This window comes from Lacrimispora sinapis, from assembly GCF_043633585.1.
GTDB lineage: Bacteria > Bacillota > Clostridia > Lachnospirales > Lachnospiraceae > Lacrimispora > Lacrimispora sinapis.
The window spans coordinates 3,269,916-3,290,217 of the sequence record NZ_CP141832.1; the positions used below are offsets into that span (position 1 = coordinate 3,269,916).

Below are 20,302 nucleotides of genomic sequence, written 5' to 3' on the forward strand. Positions count from 1 at the left end.
TTTCATTCCTCCATTTCCTTTAGTACAGCCACTCCCCACTCCTCCAGACGGATCTTTTCTCCCCGGGCATAGACATTCTCCGTCAGCAATTCCTCTCCTTTTTTGCAGGGGCAGGAAAATTCCTTTGGCTGGCTGCTGTAATTCAGCCAGTATTGAAGCTTATCTCCGGCTTGATTGATTCCACTTCGTACAATTACCGGCCATGTTATGCCGCTAAGAGTTATGCCGGCATCCAATGCAGCTTCCTTTAAAACCTTTTTTAAAACTTCCTTGCCCGCAAGACAGCCCAGATAGTAGCCCATACCTTTTCCCGCCCTGTTTTTTGTGATTCCGGCATAAGCCTTCCAGTATTTATGCTGATAGGAACCGAGAACCTGGGCATCCCCGACACATAAAAGCTCAGCCAGACCGGTAACCGGCTCCCCAAGAAGAGACACCTTATCCGGTTGTGTATACTGCTGATAATACATTCCAAAAACAGAGTTTAACAGATGGGGAAGCCGGTCCGGGTAGACACTTAATTGCTCATTGGCTGCAAAGGACTTAAAGGTGCTGAACAGCACCCCTCCCTCCAGGACGAACTGTTCCAGCCTTTTAATATCCGCTTCGCTGATGCTATACAAGGCTGGTGTAAGAATCATCTTGTATCTGGAAGGCTCCAGTGCATGGATATCCACCACATCACATTCCAGATTCAATTCGTATAAGCTGTCATAGAGATAGCGGACCACGTCATTATAGCTGATCTTTTTATCAATGGGGAACCATTGCAGCGCCGTCAGAGAACGGTTGTCTATGACAAGAGCGATTTCATTTTGCTTGGACAGACAAAGCCGTTCTGCCCCTTTTTTCTTCCACTCCTGTCCAAACTGTTTTGCTTCTTCATAAACCGGATTGGGTTCCATATCATGGCTCAATAAGCCCTTCCAATAGGTTTCGTACCCGTTGTGAATGGAATGCCAGTTCCAGTAAAGAAGACCTGATGCGCCGCTTGCCAGATGACTGTATGCATGCAGGCGAAGCTGGCCGGGGTAGGGCGTCCAGTATTTGAACGCCTGGGCCTGACATTCCAAAACCAGATAATTGTCCGCTTTAAGACTTCGGATGCAGTCCCCTCCAAAGGCGATTTCCGCTCCGGTCAAAGCATCCTGAGTGGGATGGTAGATATCCGTTCCTGCCAGAGTTACCGCTTTGGAGGCCTCATAGTGATTGATATCCGGCTGGACTCCGTAGGAATACCCATCCTGTGCAATATCCGCCCCGAATTTCTTCCACTCAAAATCAAAATTGTGGGTAACGAACTGATCCTCTCTTTTATACTCCGCCAAAATATCCGCCTGCCACTTCAGATAATCTGCTGCAAGGGACCGCTTAAAAGCCTCAAACTCACCTGCAAGTCCTCCGTTGATACAGCCCCTCATATCCGGAAAATCCTCCCAGTTTTCAATGGAATTGCTCCAATACGCCAGCCCAAAGGTCTGATTCAGCGTCTTTGTTGTTTTAAATTTTTCTTTTAAATATTCCAAAAACATCTGCTGCACAAATGAAGAATACGACCCATAATGCTTTGTTTCATTATCCAGCTGAAATCCTATGACAGCCTTATGCTCTGCCGTATGGCAGAACAGCTTACGGATCATGGCTTCTGCACAGGCACGAAATGTCGGATTCACAAGGTCCATCTTCTGCCTGTGGCCGTACCATGTCCTTCCTTCCTTTGTTTCCACCATTACGGAGGGGTCTTTTTTTACCAGCCAGGAAGGTATGGCATAGGTAGGCGTTCCAATTATTACATACATTCTCAACTTTTGAGCTTCCTCCAGCACACGGTCAACGTAGGAAAAGTTATATCTTCCTTCCTCCGGCTCCAAAGTGCTCCAGGTAGATTCGGCTATCCTTACCACATTCATACCGGCTTCCTTCATCATGACCAGATCCTTTTTTATCCGGTCACAGGGTAAGTACTCCGGGTAATAGGCCGCTCCAAATAAAATCTCTTTTCTCATATATCTCCTTTATGTCTTCCTTCAGCCAGGTCTGCTACAATTGCGTCATAGTACTTATCCAGATCAAAGAATGCCAGGCATACCAATGCTACCAACATAGTGATTGCCGGAATCCAGATGAAGGACCATGAAATCGCTTGCAGGGCCTCCTGGCTCTGTACCGCCCTGTCAACAGAAAAACCTCCCAGTCCTAAAACTGCGCCTAATGCTGCCGTTCCCACACCGGAACCAACCTTCATGCAAAAGGAGGAGGCTGCATTTCCCATACCGGCTGTGCCATATCCGTTCTGCCATTCTCCATAGGTAATGGCATCCTGCAGAAGTCCAAACATGGTAGCTCCGGAGCAGCCAAAGCCAATTCCTTTTATTACAGACATGGCACACAAAAATGTGAGATTCGTGGATATTCCGGTCAGGCAGAAGCCGATCATGGAAATAAGCATTCCGCATAAAAACAAATTTCGCTTGGAAACCTTTTTCATAATAAAAGGCGTAATAACCATTGTAATAATCTGCGACATGGATAGAAAGTTGGAAATTGGGGTAAAACTTGCCGCATTCCCTAAATTATACTGGGCAAAATATACGGCGGAGCCAAAAAATGTGGACATCATAAAGTACATGGAAAACAGACAGATGACAAGGAGGACCCAATACTTGTTCCGAAACAGCCCGGCAACTCCCTTTAGAAAGGAAATCTTCTGCTCCTGCCCCTTGCCGCTTCCCTGATTCTCCACCACACGCTCCTTGCATACCAGAAACATGAACATATTCAAGATGACAAAAACAATCATAAGCACAACAAAGGTAAGAGTCCAGCCCTTTTGAGAATATACGTCTCCTCCGCCAAATCCAGCGGTCATCTTTAAAACCACCGTATTAATGGTCATGGTGCCTGCGGTCGCCAGAAGCATACGGAAATTTCCAAGCAGGCCTCTTTCATATTTATTGGTGGTCATAAGGCCGTTCATGGTGGCATATGGAACGTTGATACCCGTATAAAAGATACTGGACACCAGGTTATAGGTCAGAAAAATATAGGCCAGCTGTGCCTTTCCCACCAAAGCGGAAGGGACGCTGAACATCAGTACCGTACAGACAGCCAGGGGGACACACAATCTGGCGATCCATGGCCTTGCTTTTCCCCATTTGCTGTGGGTGTGATCAATAATGTATCCCATGGACAGATCTGTAAATCCATCCACTATTTTGGAAACCCCAATGATTGCTGCCGCAGCTACTGCACTAACCCCTGCCACATTGGTATAATAAATCAGTAAAAATGCACTGATGGCAGAATAAACTAAATTTCCTGCGTAATCCCCAAGCCCATATCCCAGACGCTCTATAAAAGAAAGCCTTGCATTGGGTTCCATATTTGTTTCTGCTCTCATTTTATTTTCCTCCATCCCTTACGTTAATAACCGACCCTCTTCTCCTACTTTTCCAGAGGAAACCAGTCAAAGGCCACACATCTTCCCAGGTCCCAGCTGTCCCAGCCAATCCACCCCTTAGAATTTACCGTATCCACCAGCAGCTTATAGCTCCAGTAATAATATCCGGCCCCCTTATTCCAAGCGGAAAGCTGGGCCTTTGCCACAGCCTGGTAGATTTCTCGTTTCTGCTCCGGGGAAAAGACTTCCTGTTTTACCCCCTCTACCCCATTTAACACCGACTTTCCCCCTTGGGTATCATGACCGCAAACCAAGGAATTAAAGAGACACCATTCCCCGCAGATCACCGGAAAATACTGCTGCATCTCTTCAACTGGTTTTTCAAACTTTTCTTTGATATAGCTTAAATAGCCGTCAATCGTCTGCTCACATCCCTCCATTTCACCCATCATTAAATATTGATGGGTATCCAATACCACATTTTCATACCGTTCTTCCTGCATGAAGTCCTTCCAGATATCTATTTCAAACCCATCGTGGATCACCACATATTTTTCTTTTGGAAGGTATTTTCTCAGCCGGTCATATGCCTTCAAATAAAAGTCTCTTAAAAATTCTCTGGAAATCCCCCTGCTCCCCTCCGCCATTTTTAAATCCACAGGAGGATACCGCTTCTGAATCTCCATCTTGTTCCACATTTTTTCAAGCATAGGTTCATTGATCACTTCAATTCCCCACATCCCTTTCCGGTTTCCATACCGCCTGGCAAGACGCTCCAGTACGCTTAATACAAACTCCACTTCCTCCGGCTGGCTCGCCCATTTACAGACTCCGCAGATCCCCCCATTATCCGAGCCGTTTTGCCCTCCTGGAGCCGTATGGAGATCAATTAAGATGGTAAGTCCATACGTTTCCGCCCAGCCAAAGGCTTTATCAAGCTCCTCGATACAACCTATGAACGGTTCCCTGTCTCCAAAAATAAAATAAGGCACCGGTATTCTCACGGAATCAAGTCCCCAGGAACGAATCGTCAGGAAATCCCGTTCTGTGATATACTCACTCCGGTGTAACTTAATTCTTGCTTCATATACCTTTCGGTCCAGTTGTCTTGGCAGCCAGTATTCGTCCTCTGCTGTGGTTCCTTCAAATAGTGCCGGATGCATCCATTTCTCCAGAACAAGCCAGTTTCCTAAATTAACTCCTTTTACCTTCACTATGCATTCCCCTTTTCTTCTCTTGTGCGGCATGTTCTATAACCTTTTAGCAACCGCAATTGATACTCTCATCATACGAAACATCATCAAAAATCTATATTACTTTTCACATATTTTTGATACATTTCTCTGTTTTTTTGGTATATTTATCATATAAGATTATATTCAAAGAAGGGAGACGCTCTATGAATCAGATGGCATTGATCCAGTATATTTCAAAACAGCTGCACACAAACGTAAGAAAATACAGTCAAAAAAAAGAACTCCTAGGGGAGTTCTGTGAAAAATATGATTTTATTGATCCGGTATTCTCTCTTTCACCGGAACTTTTGGAAAATATGCTCTCTTTTGATAAAGAGAACTCTCCCACCTTGTTTTGTGTAAACCAGGACTTAATCTATGCTGTGGTTTCCTGCGGGGCAGTGAGCTTTTTAATCGGACCGGTCCGGCTGGAAGGTCTGATTGATATGAAGCATGAATTTCCAAACGTTCCCGTGTCAGAATACAATCCTGATTTTATTCCAGCCCTGGACTTTTCTTTCTATTTAAGAGAAATTCTTCTGGTTTACAACCTCTTTCATAAGAAAATAAAAAAAGAGCAGGAGGTGATTTTACATAACTGTGTTGACAAATCCTTACACAAACAGATTGAAAAAAATTTTTCCGACATGGTTTTTGAAACGCAAGAGCATCAAACCAGGCATAATCCTTATGACCAGGAAATTCGTGAACTATCCAGCATTGAGCGTGGAGACATCCGAGGACTGGAGCAAAGCATCGCAGAAAACTACAACGCCAAGCTGGGCACTCTGGCAAAGGATAAAACCAGGAATTTAAAAAACCTCTGCATTGTGGTCATCGCACTGGCAAGCCGCGCCGCGATCCGGGGAGGACTCCATCCGGAAATTTCTTTTTCCCTTAGTGACAATTACATACAGAAAATTGAAGAAACCATGGATACCCCTTCCCTGCTTCATCTCCTCAGAGGTGCAGAATATCATTATACATCCATGGTTCATAATCTTCATCAGATGAAAAAAAATCAGAACCCCGAACAGAATAATCCCAATATCAACTTATGCAAGGACTATATCTTCTCTCATTTGCATGACAAAATTACCGTTCAGGATTTGGCAGAGCATCTGCATCTAAATCCCAATTATCTTTCTGAATTGTTTAAAAAAAGTGAGGGCATTTCTTTGTATGCCTACATTCTGCAGGAAAAAATAGACCGCACCAAAAATCTTTTAATCTATTCCAGATACTCTTATATCGACATTGCCGCTTATCTGGGCTTTTCCTCACAAAGCCATCTTGGAAAGCAGTTTAAAAAGATGACGGGATACACCCTCAGAAAATACCGGCTTTTGTTTGGGGTCAAGGAGTTTCAGTAGGCGTTGTTCTCTTATCCTCGTTTTTCTCCAAGCACCTGGTTCAGCTCTGAAAAAGCCAGAAGGGCATTCCTGATATCTTCGGAATAATGCTTTAATACCTGCTCTTTATCCAGGAACACATCATCCTTTTTGCTGATGCCGGCTTTCTTATAATTCCGGGGCATATGGAACATGGTAATGCCATTTACCTTAAATGCAATCAGATCCAGCTTTGTAAAATCATAAGAAAACTGAAGCTTTTGAGTCCAGGAAAACGTATGCAGTTTGGAACCGAACAGTTTTTTTTCGATAATCCGAATGCTCTGATCGGTTACGAGCAGCTTGGAATGAGCGATAAAGGGAATCTCTCCGGAGCTCTGTTCAAATCGTTTCTTTTTGATAAGAGCCTCCATGTCATAGTACGGGCCGGATTCTGTATCGGAAACCGGAACCGTATAAGAAAGCTCACACATTTCCTGATCCAAAAGATATTCTACTCCGTATTTTTCAAACACGGGCAGGATTGTTGCTTGGACAAATGCGTACCGGGGATCAGAACCGAAAGCCTTTGATTCACCTTTCTCCAGGGACACTCCATAGGTTTCCCCTAAGCATCTGCAAAGCTCTGTAGTATCACTGCCAGTCCAAAGCCCTGACACTTCTAAAAGCCTGCCTTCATGGGCTGCGAGCTTATAACAGCTTTTTACATAGTCTGAGGAATCAAGAATAAACGTTCCGCTGTTGGAGGACATGAGCAGCTTGCCAAACAAGGCACTGGATAAAAAAGTCTCCCAATTGTCAAAAAGGGCTTCGGCAAAGGCACCATAATGGTTTAGAAGTTCTTCCGCCTTAGAATCCTCCAGATAACCGCACATAGTTGCATCGGCAATAATGGAAATCAACCGGGAAAGATGAAAACCTGCCATAGAACGGCCTTTGGTCAGAGCAAGCCAGGACCTGTTTTTCTCAAATAACTGAGAAAGTGACTTCCGTTCCCCCGCATTTTCCGGCTGGAAGAAATACAAGATGGATATTTTTATGTCCTCTAAACAATCATTGAGATCCTCTGTGAGATGAAACTGTTCCTGCACCGGAGAAAAGGGGGTTATATATTCCCGAAGTTTCTCTTCCTTGCGAAGATATTCTTCTGCCTGTTCATAAGACATGGAAGCAAAATCTCCGGGAGCATTAAGAAATAAGTCGATGAGACCGCTGTAAACAATTCCGTCTGTAAAGACATACTCCATCAATCCGTCAATCACGTTTTCTGCATCCTGGAGATTTTTGATTCCGTAATTATCATTTAAGGCTTTTTTAACAAGCATTTTACTGCCTGGGATTACCGTGTGGGGATTTGTCGTAGTAAGCACATCCCTGATCTGCTCCAAAGAAGGCTTATCTTCCATGTAAAGAATTCCGTAGCGGTACATAGCTGTCAGTATAATATATTTGTTATTCACTCAGTTCTCCTTTTCTTTTTTGTTTCTATATATTAATGATTTTCACCATCATTATCAGAGTAAGATCCTAAATATTTTCCTATACCTTCCATTTTAATATATTTTCCCTGCCAAGTAAATAAAAAAATGCTCCCAAGGCCATTACAGGGACCTAAGGAAGCAAGCAAATTCTTTTAATGATCAATATTAATCAAGACCAGCAAGTAATTCTAAATTCACCTTTTCGTAATCATTAAAATCACTTGGGTCAAAGTCATCGGGATTAACGGAGGGTTCATACCACAGCTGTCCCATAAAGTAATTATTCAGATCTTCATTATTAAAAATATAACCATGCCTTGCATAAATCTCATTTTTAGCCAGATGAAGGATCAGAGGCGGAACCCCGTTAAAATCCTCTTTGCTGTAATACTATATATCTGTAACGTACAAGGGCTCTGCCACGTTTGATATATCTCTTACCTTGCGGACGTTTTCCATATATTCTAATGTTTCCATAATCTCCCCCCTAAAAAAGTGTATAGTTTATTTCGCATGTAAAGTAAACTATACACTTTTTTAGGGGGAGATATGGGACACTTCATTGATTTAAGAACCCCACCCCCTGCTAATCCAGTAGAAAAATATTGTAACATATGATAAAAAACATACTAAATTCAGGAAACGGAGGCATTACGATTGAAGACCATTGGTTTAATTGGCGGAATGAGCTGGAATTATTTCGCCAATAGAACCCTTTTTTATTACATCTTTTAAGTCATATCAAGCTGGGGAACCGGACTGCTGAAAAATCTGGTTAAGCAGACCAGATATAAAAAGCCGGCTGCAAGCCATAAAAAGCCGACCAAATGGGCATTGATTCCAAGATTGATAAAAATCCACAGAGTCACGATCAGACCGATGAGCGGACAGATTAAATACTGGAGAACGGCTTTTCCCTTCAGCCTTTTTCTTGTCTCTTTTTCCTGAATAAAAAACTTTAATATTACCGCACAGTTCAGCAGTATAAATCCAAACAGGGCGCCAAAGCTGACCATGGTGGAGATCAGTCCCAGGGAGCAGAATAGAGAAATGGGTGTAATAACGATTCCAACAAATATGGTAGCTGCAAACGGCGTGTGATATTTCCTGCTGACATAGGATAACTGTTTTGGAAGGACGCCATCACGGCCCATTGCAAAGAGCACTCTGGAAATCGCCGTATGAGATGCCTGTACGGCGGCAACGCCAAAGGACAGAACAAGTGTAAAGGAGGTAATGGCCGTCAGCCATTTGCCGCCTACAAAGCCAATGACATCAATAAAAGCAGTATCCACATTCAGTTCTTCATAATTGGGATATGCAATTCCTGCAAAAAAAGTAATGACGATGAAGATTGTTCCAATGATTAAAATTGCAAAAATAATCGCTCTTCCTACTGCCCTTTCGGGATCAATGGTTTCTTCTGCCAGAGTGCTGATAGCGTCAAAGCCTAAGTAACTGAGTATGACGATTCCCGTTGCCCGCAGAATACCGGATATGTTAAATTGATCGGGGTTGTAAAAGGAAAGAGTGTTAAATTCAAGAGTTCCATTCAGCAATAAACGGAGGGTGCAGAATATAAACGCAAGAATCACAATCATCTGCAGGGCGAATAAGATCCAGCTGCATTTTGACATAATATCCACTCCTATGACATTGGTAACTGTGCTGAATAAGATAAACAAAATCGCCCATATCCAGGTGGGAACAGCCGGCAGCATGGCATTTGCAAAGGAGCTTCCGATAATAACGACTGTGGCCGGAAGCAAAATATAATCAAGCAGTATGGACCAGCCGGTAAGAAACCCGAAGGCAGGAGAAATCCCTTTCTGTACATATATATATACGGAACCGGCCATGGGATATTTTTGTGACATGAGCTTATAGCTTAAGCCTGTAAAAAACATGGCTGCCATTCCGATTAAATAACACAGTGCCACCATTCCTCCTGCAGGTGCCAAAAAGGTGCCGTACATCGCTGCCGGTGCCAAAGGAATCATAAATATCAAACCGTAAATAATCAAATCTTTTGTATTCAGTGTTCTTTTTAATGTTGTCCCGACTCCTTGTTTTTCCATATCAAATCCTCCATCACATGTTTTGAGAATACAAAAAGCGCCTGCTTCTGCCGTAGACGCCTTAGTCACTGTACGATGCTATTATAGTTTTGCCTTAAATCTGTCATACCGGAAGGAGCTTACATCAAGTACCGTGTCTTCCCCCATTGCAATCTGAGATAATAAGGTGCCAGCGGCAGGTGCAATTCCAAACCCGTGGCCCGAGAAGCCGCATGCAAGAATCAGACCGGGAACCTCTTCCACCCGGCTGATCACTGGTACATGATCCGCACAGACATCAATCCAGCCGGCCCAGGTTCTGACTATTTTGGCATCCGCAAGACATGGGAAATACTTCATGATTCCTCTGCAGATGCAGGAAGCGGTCAGGCTGTTTGTCACCGGCGTTCCATTGTCCTTATTCACTCCTTCAAAGCCTGATGATCCCCCGAAGACAAAGGAGCCGTGAGTACTCTGGTGCCCATAGAAGTCTGCCATGGCAGTTCCCAGCATCTGATAAAACATGGGAGGCTGGGCTTCCGTAACCAGCACTTCCAAAAGAGCCTGGGTCATGGGCACGTCAATCCCCACAGTTGCAGCGATCTTTCTGCTGTCATAGCCTGCCGAAAGGATAATGGTCTCTGCTTCGTAATGGTCTTCTGAGGTAATGACCTCCCTTGCTTTTCCTTTGATTTTACGAATCCCGATGACCTCTTCTCCAGTGATGAATTTCACTCCCAGCTCTCTGGCTTTTTTATAATAGGCCAGGGTCGCAAGCATGGGGTTGGCGTGACCATCGGTGGGACACCAGCTTGCACCCACCACCTCATCAGAAAGATAAGAGCAGATACTTTTTGCTTCTTCTCTGTCAATCATCCTGACATCCAGTCCCAGGGAAGAGGCGTTGTCAGCAAGGTCCTTCAGGATCTTCATGTGGCCTTCTGTCTTACCAAGGCGAAGATTTCCCTTCTGATAATATTCCACATCCATACCCAGTTCTTCAGAAAGGAACGGCCATAAATGTTTTGCTCCATACATGGCCAGAGGCAATTCTCTCTTATCACGGCCCGATTGTCTGACACCGCCTCCATTTCTGCTTGATCCGCCATTTCCGATATGATCACTTTTCTCTAAAACGATGACAGAACAGCCTTTCTTTGCCAAATAATAGGCGGCCGCATTACCGATAATTCCTCCGCCGATAATAATGATATCCGCACATTGTGCCATAGGAATCAGTCCTCCTTTCTTTCATTTCCAAGTACCTTCATTTCCACTGGCCGCATAGGGGCTCTGGAAGGGGCTGGTTCCAACTCAAGAGGGGAGACTGAAAGTTCTCTTGCTACAATCCTTTTTACCAGGGCCCCGCAGGTCTGCCCCTGACAGAGTCCCATTCCGGATCGCAGGTAACGCCTGATTTCTGTCAAAGTGAACATACCGTCATGGACCGCTTTCCTGATCTCACCCTTTGTTACTTCCTCACACCGGCAGATGATAAGTCCATCATCCGGCTCCTGTACAAATTCCTTTAATGGCCTGGACCGGTCGCTTCTCTTACTCATTCTTCTGCCTCCTGTCTGCGAAAGAATCTGGCTTTCATTGCCATATCCGCGGGTACCTTCATGGTCAATAAGCTGGTATGGTCATATACCTTCTTTGATTTTACCTCCACAATTTCTGCCCTGCATACCTTAGCTCCGCTTCTGTCAAAAGCTGCACCCTTATCTCCCGGTTCCGGAAGGGGAAGAAATTCATAGGGAAGGGTAATCGCCGCATAGCCAGGTTCAAAGTCTTCATCAACGAGAAATATAGCCTGACCGGAGCATGCGGACACGCATAATCCGCAGCCGGAGCAGTCCCGTTCCTCATCAAGCGCAGGAAGTGCAGTGATTTTACTGCCGATTTTAATACATTTTCTTGGACAGGCATCCTGACAGGGATTACAGGGAATGTTCTGGGTGCATTCAATCACCGGATGGACTCCCTTTCGTCTGGTGACTCCCGGAAATCTTTCGAGTTCTGATTCAGACACATAGCCTTTCGTTAAAAGACTTTTTGAGATGTCGATTCCTTCTTCTGTCTTTTCTATGGTTTTTCCACGGTTTTCCGGTGCAAACATTCCTTCCCTGAGACTTAATAAGGCTTTGTGCAGTACCTCTATTTTTTCTGTCTGCTCTTCCTTTTTTAGAAATCCCAAATATTCTGCAGCACTGATTCCAGCAATTTGTCCTTCAATCATAGCCGAACTGGCCTCCTCAATGCCGGATACATCCCCTGCCACAAAGATTCCCGGAACACTGGTGGCTCCTGTTTCGCTGCATTCCGGTACATATCCGGTCGGGGTATCCTTCATCTTACAGCCTGCCATTTTGGTGAGCTGGGACATGGGGGATAATCCAACGGCAAGGCAGATAGTATCCACTTCAAAATGCTTGCTGCTGCCCGGAATGATCTTCCAGTCCTGGTCCACTTCACCAATGGTTACACCGGTCACCCGGTCCGTTCCTTCCGCTTTGATGATGGTATGGGATAGATAAAAGGGAACTCCGCATCGTGCCGCTTTTGCCGCATGAACCCCGTATCCGCCTACCTTTGGTGCCGCATCCACCAGTGCCACCACCTCACAGCCTGCCTGTAAAAGCTGGTAACTCACGACAAGGCCTACGTTTCCGGAGCCAAGCATCAATACCTTATTCCCGGGTCTGACGCTGTGAAGATTCATCATGGTCTGTGCCGCCCCAGCGCCAATAACGCCGGGAAGCGTCCAGCCTTCAAACGTAATCATATTTTCAGAAGCGCCTGTGGCTGCGATTACCGCATCGCCTTTATAATGCCTGATTTCCTGTTCTATGGAAACCGTAACTTCCTTATCCAGATAAAGTCCCACGACAGTGGCATTTAACACGACTTCAACGCCATTGTCATTTGCTTCCTTTAACAGATCTTCACCGATTTTATAACCTCTGATTTTAGCCTTATGTTCTTTTGACCCAAAAAATTTATGGATTTGTTTGAAAAGCTGTCCGCCGGGCTTTGCATTTTCATCAAATACAATTACCTTTAAGCCGCTTTTTGCCGCTTCTATGGCTGCTGACAAACCAGCCGGACCAGCTCCTATAATAATTAGATCATATCTTGTCATCCTGCCTGCCCTCCATTTTAATTCTCCGCCAGCACCTTTATTCCTTTGCTCCTACGCCGTACTGGGTTTTCACATCCATTCCCTCTTTTAAAGGGGTAATGCAGGTTCTGACATTGGGTTTTCCGTCAACCACCATAACGCAGTCCGTACATCTGCCGATTGCACAGAAGATTCCTCTCGGCTCATGGTACTTTTTTGTATACCGGTGTATCATGATTCCTGCCGCTTCCAGTGCGATGGCAATGGGTTCCCCCTCATGACCGGTTATGGTATTTCCGTCATAAGTAAATGAAACCACTCGTTTCTCTTCCGGTTTTCCAAGTATTGGATGCTCTTTAATTCTCATAATAACCTCCGTCTCTTTAAGCCAAATAAGGGGTCTCCCACAAATTAAGTTTTTTCCCAATTCCTTTTTCCAGGGCATTGCGGTATACAATGGTTCCCCATGCAACGTCTTCAATGGGCATTCCGCCTACGGAATAAATGATGATCTCATTGTCATTTCTATGAACCGGGATCTTCCCTGTAAGTACATCTCCCAGATCATCAATCTGCTCCTTTTTCATCTTTCCTTCCTCAATTAAATCCATGCAGTGCACCGCTGGTATGGGAATGGTATGATATGCGTTTTCTCCGATTTCTTCTTTCCATGCTTCATATAACTGAATATTATCCGTCACCGTTCTTGCACGGTTCTTAATAAATTCATCCTCAAATCTTGCCGCTGCCGGACAGCAAAGGATGGCACCCGGTTTGATCCATGCTTCTTCGATAAATGGATACTCGCTGATATCACCGGTCGGGCTTGAAGTTGCAATATGTACAATATCGGAATCTCTGACAGCTTCCTCTTCGGTTTCCACGACCCGAATGTCCTTGATCTGCGGGTACTTATCGTTGATATATTTAATAAAACTCTCAATGGACTTCCTGCCTCTCCCCTTAATCTTAACGGTCTCAATTCCTTGTCTCACCGCCATAGTGGCATCAAAAGCCGTTCTGCTCATAACGCCGGGTCCAATGACACCGATGACTTTAGAATCTTCCTTTGCAAAATATTTAACTCCCACTCCCGGGATTGCACCGGTACGAAATGCGCTTAGTATATTGGCTGACATATAAGCTAATGGTGCTCCCGTATCCTTATCATTTAACGTAAGCATCAGAATGGATCTTGGCAGCCCCTTTTTTCGGTTCTCCGTATTGGAACCGTACCACTTCATGCCTGCCATATCGAATTTACCCCCAAGATAGGCGGGCATTGCCATGAATCTCCGGTCTGGGCCGTCTGTCGGCATATTGGGGAATGGGGATTCCTGGGGGAATGTCATCATCACTCCATGGGAATTCCCATTGGGTCCTCCCATTCGGAAATCGCCGATTTTCATTAACTTGAACATCTCTTCCATGGCTTCTACACAGCCCGCCATGTCCGTTACACCTGCCTCTATCATTTCTTCTTCACTGAGATATATAAAATCGATTTTTTGATCACTCATTTTTATTTCCTCCATTCCGTCAAATCCTGTTTTCGGGTTCGTTTTTTCCTGCCTGAATCATCCTGGAATATCCTGTGATTTCTTCTAAAGGTGCTCCCGATGAATCATTGATTCTTTTCACTTTTCCAGCCTCCTTACAAAAAAGAGGCCCTGTGATAATAATTATCACAAGACCTCTCTGTCCTTCATTTTCCTACATTCTATCGTTATGTATCACGATAGAATTGTAAAAATCGGAACTAAGTGCTATTAATTTTTCTTAACTAAAATTATACCTGCATAATCACCTGCAGTTTTTCCCTATAGCTGTTCTGCATTAATCCGTTCATATATTTTGTGGGAGTATGATTAGTAAACTCCTTAAAATCTTTTATAAAATGAGACTGGTCATAATATCCCGCATCAAGGGCGGCTCGTGTCATTCCAGTCTTACCCATGGTTTTTGTCAGCTCGTCAATTGCATTCTGGAAGCGGATGATCCGCATCAGCTCTTTGGGCGCCATGCCGAACTCATCGGTAATGACCCGGTTTAGATAGCGGAGAGAATAGCCTGTTTTTTCCTGAAGCTCTTTTAATTTGATATTGCCTCCCGACGCTACGATCTCCTGCCTTAACAGGGATTGGAGGTTATAGGCTTCATACCGTTCTGCATCGTAATGCTTTAAGTAAAAGTTTGTGAATATTTTGACTTTCTGTTCAAAGCTGTCTTCCTTCCACAGCTTCTCAAACAATTCTTCCTGTTCAGAAATAACATCAAACATATCCTCATATTTTTGTTCCCTGCCAACCAGCTCCGACATCTTCCTGTGTTTTCCCACCGGATTAAAGCCGGGAAGAAACCGGACGCCAAAATACTTGCAGCGGCTTGCTGTCTCTACATCCGTTTTGGCAAGAAGTGTGCCGGCAACTCTTGATTCAAGCCTGCTGCCGCTGCTGCAGAACAGAATATCCACACAGGCATCGGGAATTCCGGTCATAAGGTTATTTTCCGCCTCAAATTGATAGAAATGAGAGATTCCATATTGCATGACATTATATTTCTTGTATGCGCCAGTCACCAAAACAAAGCCTGGCTGCTTCGGATGCAGAATATCCAATTGATTTCTTCCATTCATAGGCAATCCCTCTTTCCTCAAAAAGCTGGTAAATGGGTAAAAAAAACGCAACGGAGCCAAAGACTCCATTGCGTTTTATATTTAAACTTATACTATTGAAACTCCGGTTTGTCAATACAATATCTGCTTCCAAATAAACCCTTTTTTTCATAAGGGAGTTAAACAGCCATTGGAACGGTTTGAAACCCGTTTTATCCCAATCCTAATATACAGACTTCCATTCCGCAATGTTGGTGCTGTCGAATTTAAATGGGGGCCCGAGAATTATTTCTGTACCGCCGTCGGAGGCTTCTTTTACCTCGTAATCTCCCATTTCTCCTGCCTTAAACTTGTCGCCGGCTTTTCCTGTGATGGTTCCCTCCACCAGAGCCATGGAAGTATATGCTCCCAAAGACCCTACATCAATGGGATTCCATAAATACATATAGGGACAGGAATGTGCTTCATCCTCTCCAATGTATTCCGCCATTTCAGAAGGAAGTCCAAGACCGGTCAGCTTTACCTTTGATTTCTCATCCTGAAGGACCTTGGCAGCCGCATTGATTCCCACGGTAGTGGGCGCACAAATCACCTTTAAGTCCGGGTATTTTGATAAAAGAGCCTGCGTCTGATCCGTGGATTTCTGAGGTTCGTCGTCTCCATATGCCACTTCAACCAGATTGAGTTTGGAATACTTTTCTTCCTTCATAACCTCTTTCATGGATTCGATCCATGCATTCTGATTGGTTGCCTGGGAGGTGGCGGAAAGAATGGCCCAATCTCCCTCACCCCCGGAGATATCATAGACTGCTTCCATCAATGCCTGACCGATTTCTTTGATTCCAGCCTGATTGACAAACGTCTGCCTGCTGTCTTTATTTACTTTGGAATCCAGACAGGATACCTTGATTCCTGCTGCCATCGCATCCTCTAAGGCCGCCTGCAGGGCATTTTCATCATTTCCGGCGATACAGATGGAATCCACACCCTGGGAAATCAATGACTGGATAACGGAAACCTGCGCATCAGCCGTAGCAGATTCCGGATGCTTTACGATACAGGTTCCTCCTTCTGCTTCAATGACCTTTTGAAAGCCCTGAGCAATCTTTTCATTGTAGGGATTTCCTGCTGCTTTAGTAATGACCGCATACGTCTTTTTGGAGGAGCTTCCCCCTCCGTCCTGAGCCGCGGATATCTGAGTTCCCCCGGTCTCTGTTTTCCCCGAACAGCCGCTAAGTGCTCCAAGCACCATTGCCGCACACAGGACTCCCCAAACCAATTGTTTTCTCATCTTACGATTACCTCCCTTTTTAATCATACTTTTATACGAAACACCCCCGGTGTCTTGTATCACAGTTGTTTCCTTTTCATCGTTTTCCCTATTTCCGGTATCATGACCGCAAGGATCAGCAGCGTTCCAAGGATCACCAGAATGACCTGGGGATTCATATTGATCTGGCCCAATCCGATTCTTAAACAGATGATGATAAATGCGGATATGATGGCACCGGTCAGCTTTCCTTTTCCACCTGCCGTCGAAATCCCCCCAAACACAGCCATGGCAATGGCATCCAGTTCAAAGCCGGTGCCCGTGGTGGTATTGGCACCATACAGCACGGATACAAGAAACATGGCACTGACGCCCGCCATCATTCCGGCAGCGGAATAGACCAGCAGACGAATTTTCTGAACCTGGATTCCGGAAAAATAAGAAGCCTTCCGGTTGCTTCCAATGGCATACAGCTTTCGCCCAAAGGTTGTTTTGCTTAAAATAAAGGTAAAAATGACTGCCGCAATCAGAACAACAAAGAAGATATAAGGAATTGGCCCGATTTTTCCTGCCATGGTGCGAAAGCCCTGATTGTTTTTCAAGGAGACAGAGCCTCCGCTGCCCAAAGCAATCTCCGCAATTCCGCGGAAAATAATCATGGTTGCCAGCGTAACAATCATGGACGGCAGCTCTGTAAACAGGGTCACTGCGATTCCGTTAAAGAGTCCGCAGGCGGTTCCTGCTAAGATTCCGATCAACAGCACCATAGGAAAGGGGACCCCCGCATTGCCTGCAAGACAGGCGGTGGTTGCGGACAGACAGACCGTCGCTCCAACCGATAAATCAATTTCACCCAAAATCAAAATATATGCCATGGGAAGCAGAAGGAAGACTTCCGTTAAATACTTTGGCATTTCCCGAAGGACATTCACCGGTTTGTAGCTTGGTGAAATAACCATACAAAACAGATTTACCATGAGAAACAAAAGGACCAGTACACCTTCCCAGCTTAAAATCCTTTTTTTCCAGTTTTGATCTGACTGCGCAGATATGCTTCTGCCTGATTTTCCCGCCATTGCTACATCTCCCTCCTTTTTAAATTTTTCTTCTGCATCATGCGCTGAGTCCCTACATTTAAAATAATTACGGCTAAAATAATGCCGCCCTTTACCGTATTCTGCACGATGGAATCAATTCCCACCAGAGGGAGAGCCTTTGCAATGACCGCTAAGATCAGGGAGCCAAGCAATGCACCTGCTACGGTCCCCCGCCCGCCGGACATGCTTACCCCGCCAATGACGCAGGCGGCAATTACATCCATTTCTTTTCCATACAGCATATTTGGCTGGGCGGAGGAATAGACGGCTACCGCCAGCGCACCGCACAGTCCGGACAACATCCCCATAACGGTATAGACGATGAGTTTGATCTTTGCGGTATTGATCCCGGATATGGCTGCTGCCTCCGGATTGCTTCCCACTGCATAGATTTTCCTTCCCGTCCTCGACCATTTCATGACCGCAAAAAAGATGAGATAGCATAGAAGTACAATGACGATCACGTTATTTAAACGTCCAAAACCCAGTTCCTTTTCCAAAGCAAAATTTTTAAACTCTCCCAGATTCTCCGCGCTGGCCCACTGGCTTTTGGCGATCAGATAAGCAAAGCCCCTGTAGATATACATAAATCCCATGGTCGCTATGATGGGAAGCACCTTTCCTTTTGATACCACAAGCCCGATTGCAGCACCGCATACGGCACCGATTCCTATGGCAATGAGAAACAGCAGGAATGTATTGTGTATTACATGATACTTTAAAAGCATTCCCACAGCCATACCGGATACCGCCAGGGTGGAGGTAATGGAAATATCAATGCCTCCGATGAGAAGAACACACAGCATTCCCAATGCCATGATCATAATGACTGCGTTGTTTTTTAACATATCCTGAATGGATTTGGCCGTCAGAAACGAAGGGCTTAAAATCTGTATGAGGATGCATAACACGAGGAGGACAAGGAGCAGGCTGGCCTCTCTGGAGCCTGTGATCCTTTTGATCAAGCTATTTTTTTCCATTAGTGCAGACTCCTTTCCGTATCCTTTTCGGATTTTTCCATGGCATACTGAAGAATGGATTCCTGAGTGGCTTCTTCACGGGATAATTCTCCGGATAGTTTGCCGCTGCACATCACCAGGATCCGGTCACTCATCCCAAGAATTTCCGGCATTTCCGAAGAGATCAAAAGAATGCCGTAGCCCTTTTTCGCCAAATCCCCCATGATCTGATAGATCTCCGCTTTTGCCCCTACATCTACCCCCTTGGTGGGTTCATCCATAATGACCACCTTCATCTCCTGGCTCAGGGCTTTTGCCACAACTACCTTTTGCTGGTTTCCTCCGGAAAGAGAGCTTGCAGGATCAAAAATAGAAACTGCCTTGGTATCCACTTCTTCCAGAAGCTCTTTTGCGGTTTCCTCTTCCAGCTTTTCATTGATCACACCCCGTCTGGAATATTTTTTTAAATTGGGAAGGGTCACATTGCGTCCCAGTCCCCAGCTAAGAATCAGCCCCTCTTTTTGACGGTCTTCCGGGAGAAGTACAATCCCTTCCTTCATGGCATCCGCCGGTTTTTTAATGAAAATCCGTCTTCCTTCCAGATAAATATTTCCTGAGTCCGGTCTTGTGATTCCGCAGATACTCTCAGCCACCTCGGTCCGTCCTGCTCCCACCAATCCGGTAAGTCCCAGGATTTCTCCCTGATGCAGTTCAAAACTGATGTCCTTAAAATATCCGGTCCTTGACAGCTTTTCAATCCGCAGGACTTCCGGACCTCTCCGGAGCTCCGGCTTTGGAAAAAGATCTTTGATTTCACGGCCAACCATGGCCCGGATCAAATCAGAATTGGTGATCTCATCGGTCTTAAAAGTGCCGATGTACTTCGAGTCGCGAAATACCGTCACCCGGTCAGCCAGCCGATACATATCCTCAAACCGGTGGGAAATGAAGATAACCGATACTCCGGAAGCCTTCAGCTTATCTACGATCCGGTATAATTCCTCTGATTCATTTCTAGTCAGGGCTGCGGTCGGCTCATCTAGAATGATGATTCCCGCCTGTGTGGAGAGGGCCTTTGCGATTTCCACCATCTGCTGCTGAGCCACGCTTAGGCTTCCCATCTCATCGGAGCACTTAAAATCTGCATTCAGCTCCTTTAACAGCTGATCTGCTTCCCGATTCATCCGCTTCCACTGAAGGATTCCTCTTTTTATTATTTCATGACCCATAAAAATATTTTCCGTTACGGAAAGATCGGGATAAGAGGTGGGGTGCTGGTAAACTGCTGCAATCCCTGCTGCCTGGGCATCCTTAGGCCCCTTAAAATCCACTTCAGCACCGTCTAAAAAGATCTCTCCCTCTTCCGCTTTGTGGACTCCTGTGATCACTTTGATGAATGTGGATTTTCCTGCCCCGTTCTCGCCCATCAGTGCATGGACCTCTCCCTTTTTCAGATTAAAATGAACCTGATCCAAGGCTTTGACCCCAGGAAATTTTTTTGTAACCCCTTTCAATTCCAATACATAATCGGCCACCGTTTTATCCTCCCTTCTCAACTGATCTCAGTTTATCATTGAACGAATGGAAGGCAAACAGTATTATTTTTTGATATCGGGTAATTTCTTTTTGTGTTTTTGTTTATAATGGAGTTAATTTTTCGTTTTTGCTTGTCATATTTGTTTATTTTGTTAAAATAGAATTATATGAGTGCTGGTT

The 20,302-nt window shown here is 45.0% G+C and carries 16 protein-coding genes and 1 pseudogene; 1 reads left to right on the forward strand and 16 read right to left on the reverse strand.

The features are described 5' to 3' along the window. Positions 1-2: 2 nt before the first annotated feature. The 3 genes from VIG27_RS15365 to VIG27_RS15375 are packed head-to-tail and all read right to left on the reverse strand — an operon-like array spanning position 3 to position 4,614. Positions 3-2,006, reverse strand: a complete 2,004-nt coding sequence (locus VIG27_RS15365) for a beta-galactosidase (protein ID WP_394523432.1) — start codon at positions 2,004-2,006, stop codon at positions 3-5. Continuing rightward, on the reverse strand, positions 2,003-3,400 hold the full coding sequence (locus VIG27_RS15370) for an MFS transporter (RefSeq protein WP_394523433.1): 1,398 nt from the start codon (positions 3,398-3,400) through the stop codon (positions 2,003-2,005). Before VIG27_RS15370 ends, VIG27_RS15365 begins: the two co-directional genes overlap by 4 nt. A 44-nt stretch (positions 3,401-3,444) precedes the next feature. Beyond that, entirely contained in the window at positions 3,445-4,614 is a 1,170-nt protein-coding gene (locus VIG27_RS15375; protein WP_394523434.1) for a glycoside hydrolase family 5 protein, read from the reverse strand. Between the two features lie 185 nt (positions 4,615-4,799). On the opposite strand from VIG27_RS15375, the gene VIG27_RS15380 reads away from it, so the two are divergent. Beyond that, positions 4,800-6,008, forward strand: coding sequence for a helix-turn-helix domain-containing protein (locus VIG27_RS15380; protein WP_394523435.1), 1,209 nt, complete (start codon positions 4,800-4,802; stop codon positions 6,006-6,008). 11 nt (positions 6,009-6,019) lie between these two features. Here the strand turns inward: VIG27_RS15380 and VIG27_RS15385 are convergent, their stop codons facing one another. The 13 genes and pseudogenes from VIG27_RS15385 to VIG27_RS15445 all read right to left on the reverse strand — a co-directional run bounded on the left by VIG27_RS15385 (position 6,020) and on the right by VIG27_RS15445 (position 20,121). Beyond that, positions 6,020-7,447, reverse strand: coding sequence for a DUF1266 domain-containing protein (locus tag VIG27_RS15385; protein ID WP_394523437.1), 1,428 nt, complete (start codon positions 7,445-7,447; stop codon positions 6,020-6,022). A 186-nt stretch (positions 7,448-7,633) separates the two neighbouring features. Further along, positions 7,634-7,843: pseudogene (locus VIG27_RS15390) on the reverse strand (YARHG domain-containing protein); the annotation flags it as partial. A gap of 356 nt (positions 7,844-8,199) precedes the next feature. Then, positions 8,200-9,546 (reverse strand): APC family permease, encoded by a 1,347-nt coding sequence (locus VIG27_RS15395; RefSeq protein ID WP_394523439.1) that lies wholly within the window; start codon positions 9,544-9,546, stop codon positions 8,200-8,202. Between the two features lie 81 nt (positions 9,547-9,627). Further along, positions 9,628-10,755: an NAD(P)/FAD-dependent oxidoreductase gene (locus tag VIG27_RS15400; RefSeq protein WP_394523440.1), complete on the reverse strand. Its 1,128-nt coding sequence runs from the start codon at positions 10,753-10,755 to the stop codon at positions 9,628-9,630. A gap of 5 nt (positions 10,756-10,760) precedes the next feature. Next, complete coding sequence (locus tag VIG27_RS15405; RefSeq protein ID WP_394523441.1) at positions 10,761-11,087, reverse strand: (2Fe-2S)-binding protein; 327 nt, start codon at positions 11,085-11,087, stop codon at positions 10,761-10,763. Then, on the reverse strand, positions 11,084-12,667 hold the full coding sequence (locus tag VIG27_RS15410) for an FAD-dependent oxidoreductase (protein ID WP_394523442.1): 1,584 nt from the start codon (positions 12,665-12,667) through the stop codon (positions 11,084-11,086). The genes VIG27_RS15405 and VIG27_RS15410 overlap by 4 nt, the downstream gene beginning before the upstream one ends. Positions 12,668-12,704: 37 nt before the next feature. Further along, positions 12,705-13,013 (reverse strand): (2Fe-2S)-binding protein, encoded by a 309-nt coding sequence (locus VIG27_RS15415; protein WP_394523443.1) that lies wholly within the window; start codon positions 13,011-13,013, stop codon positions 12,705-12,707. 16 nt (positions 13,014-13,029) lie between these two features. Beyond that, the gene (locus tag VIG27_RS15420) at positions 13,030-14,166 is read right to left on the reverse strand and encodes a tyramine oxidase subunit B (protein ID WP_394523444.1); all 1,137 of its coding nucleotides are present in this window, start codon (positions 14,164-14,166) and stop codon (positions 13,030-13,032) included. A 269-nt stretch (positions 14,167-14,435) separates the two neighbouring features. Further along, positions 14,436-15,281 (reverse strand): helix-turn-helix domain-containing protein, encoded by an 846-nt coding sequence (locus VIG27_RS15425; protein ID WP_394523446.1) that lies wholly within the window; start codon positions 15,279-15,281, stop codon positions 14,436-14,438. Between the two features lie 202 nt (positions 15,282-15,483). Continuing rightward, the gene (locus VIG27_RS15430) at positions 15,484-16,551 is read right to left on the reverse strand and encodes a rhamnose ABC transporter substrate-binding protein (RefSeq protein ID WP_394523448.1); all 1,068 of its coding nucleotides are present in this window, start codon (positions 16,549-16,551) and stop codon (positions 15,484-15,486) included. A 59-nt stretch (positions 16,552-16,610) separates the two neighbouring features. Further along, positions 16,611-17,606, reverse strand: a complete 996-nt coding sequence (locus VIG27_RS15435) for an ABC transporter permease (protein ID WP_394523450.1) — start codon at positions 17,604-17,606, stop codon at positions 16,611-16,613. 2 nt (positions 17,607-17,608) lie between these two features. After that, the gene (locus VIG27_RS15440; protein WP_394523451.1) at positions 17,609-18,607 is read right to left on the reverse strand and encodes an ABC transporter permease; all 999 of its coding nucleotides are present in this window, start codon (positions 18,605-18,607) and stop codon (positions 17,609-17,611) included. Continuing rightward, the gene (locus tag VIG27_RS15445) at positions 18,607-20,121 is read right to left on the reverse strand and encodes a sugar ABC transporter ATP-binding protein (protein ID WP_394523453.1); all 1,515 of its coding nucleotides are present in this window, start codon (positions 20,119-20,121) and stop codon (positions 18,607-18,609) included. Before VIG27_RS15445 ends, VIG27_RS15440 begins: the two co-directional genes overlap by 1 nt. Between the last annotated feature and the right edge of the window lie 181 nt (positions 20,122-20,302).

What these genes read in the sequence shown, in the direction of transcription:
- VIG27_RS15365 (WP_394523432.1), bottom strand. Translation starts at nt 2,006, where the DNA reads ATGAGAAAAGAGATTTTATTTGGAGCGGCCTATTACCCGGAGTACTTA.
- VIG27_RS15370 (WP_394523433.1), bottom strand. Translation starts at nt 3,400, where the DNA reads ATGAGAGCAGAAACAAATATGGAACCCAATGCAAGGCTTTCTTTTATA.
- VIG27_RS15380 (WP_394523435.1), top strand. Translation starts at nt 4,800, where the DNA reads ATGAATCAGATGGCATTGATCCAGTATATTTCAAAACAGCTGCACACA.
- VIG27_RS15395 (WP_394523439.1), bottom strand. Translation starts at nt 9,546, where the DNA reads ATGGAAAAACAAGGAGTCGGGACAACATTAAAAAGAACACTGAATACA.
- VIG27_RS15400 (WP_394523440.1), bottom strand. Translation starts at nt 10,755, where the DNA reads ATGGCACAATGTGCGGATATCATTATTATCGGCGGAGGAATTATCGGT.
- VIG27_RS15405 (WP_394523441.1), bottom strand. Translation starts at nt 11,087, where the DNA reads ATGAGTAAGAGAAGCGACCGGTCCAGGCCATTAAAGGAATTTGTACAG.
- VIG27_RS15410 (WP_394523442.1), bottom strand. Translation starts at nt 12,667, where the DNA reads ATGACAAGATATGATCTAATTATTATAGGAGCTGGTCCGGCTGGTTTG.
- VIG27_RS15415 (WP_394523443.1), bottom strand. Translation starts at nt 13,013, where the DNA reads ATGAGAATTAAAGAGCATCCAATACTTGGAAAACCGGAAGAGAAACGA.
- VIG27_RS15420 (WP_394523444.1), bottom strand. Translation starts at nt 14,166, where the DNA reads ATGAGTGATCAAAAAATCGATTTTATATATCTCAGTGAAGAAGAAATG.
- VIG27_RS15425 (WP_394523446.1), bottom strand. Translation starts at nt 15,281, where the DNA reads ATGAATGGAAGAAATCAATTGGATATTCTGCATCCGAAGCAGCCAGGC.
- VIG27_RS15430 (WP_394523448.1), bottom strand. Translation starts at nt 16,551, where the DNA reads ATGAGAAAACAATTGGTTTGGGGAGTCCTGTGTGCGGCAATGGTGCTT.
- VIG27_RS15435 (WP_394523450.1), bottom strand. Translation starts at nt 17,606, where the DNA reads ATGGCGGGAAAATCAGGCAGAAGCATATCTGCGCAGTCAGATCAAAAC.
- VIG27_RS15440 (WP_394523451.1), bottom strand. Translation starts at nt 18,607, where the DNA reads ATGGAAAAAAATAGCTTGATCAAAAGGATCACAGGCTCCAGAGAGGCC.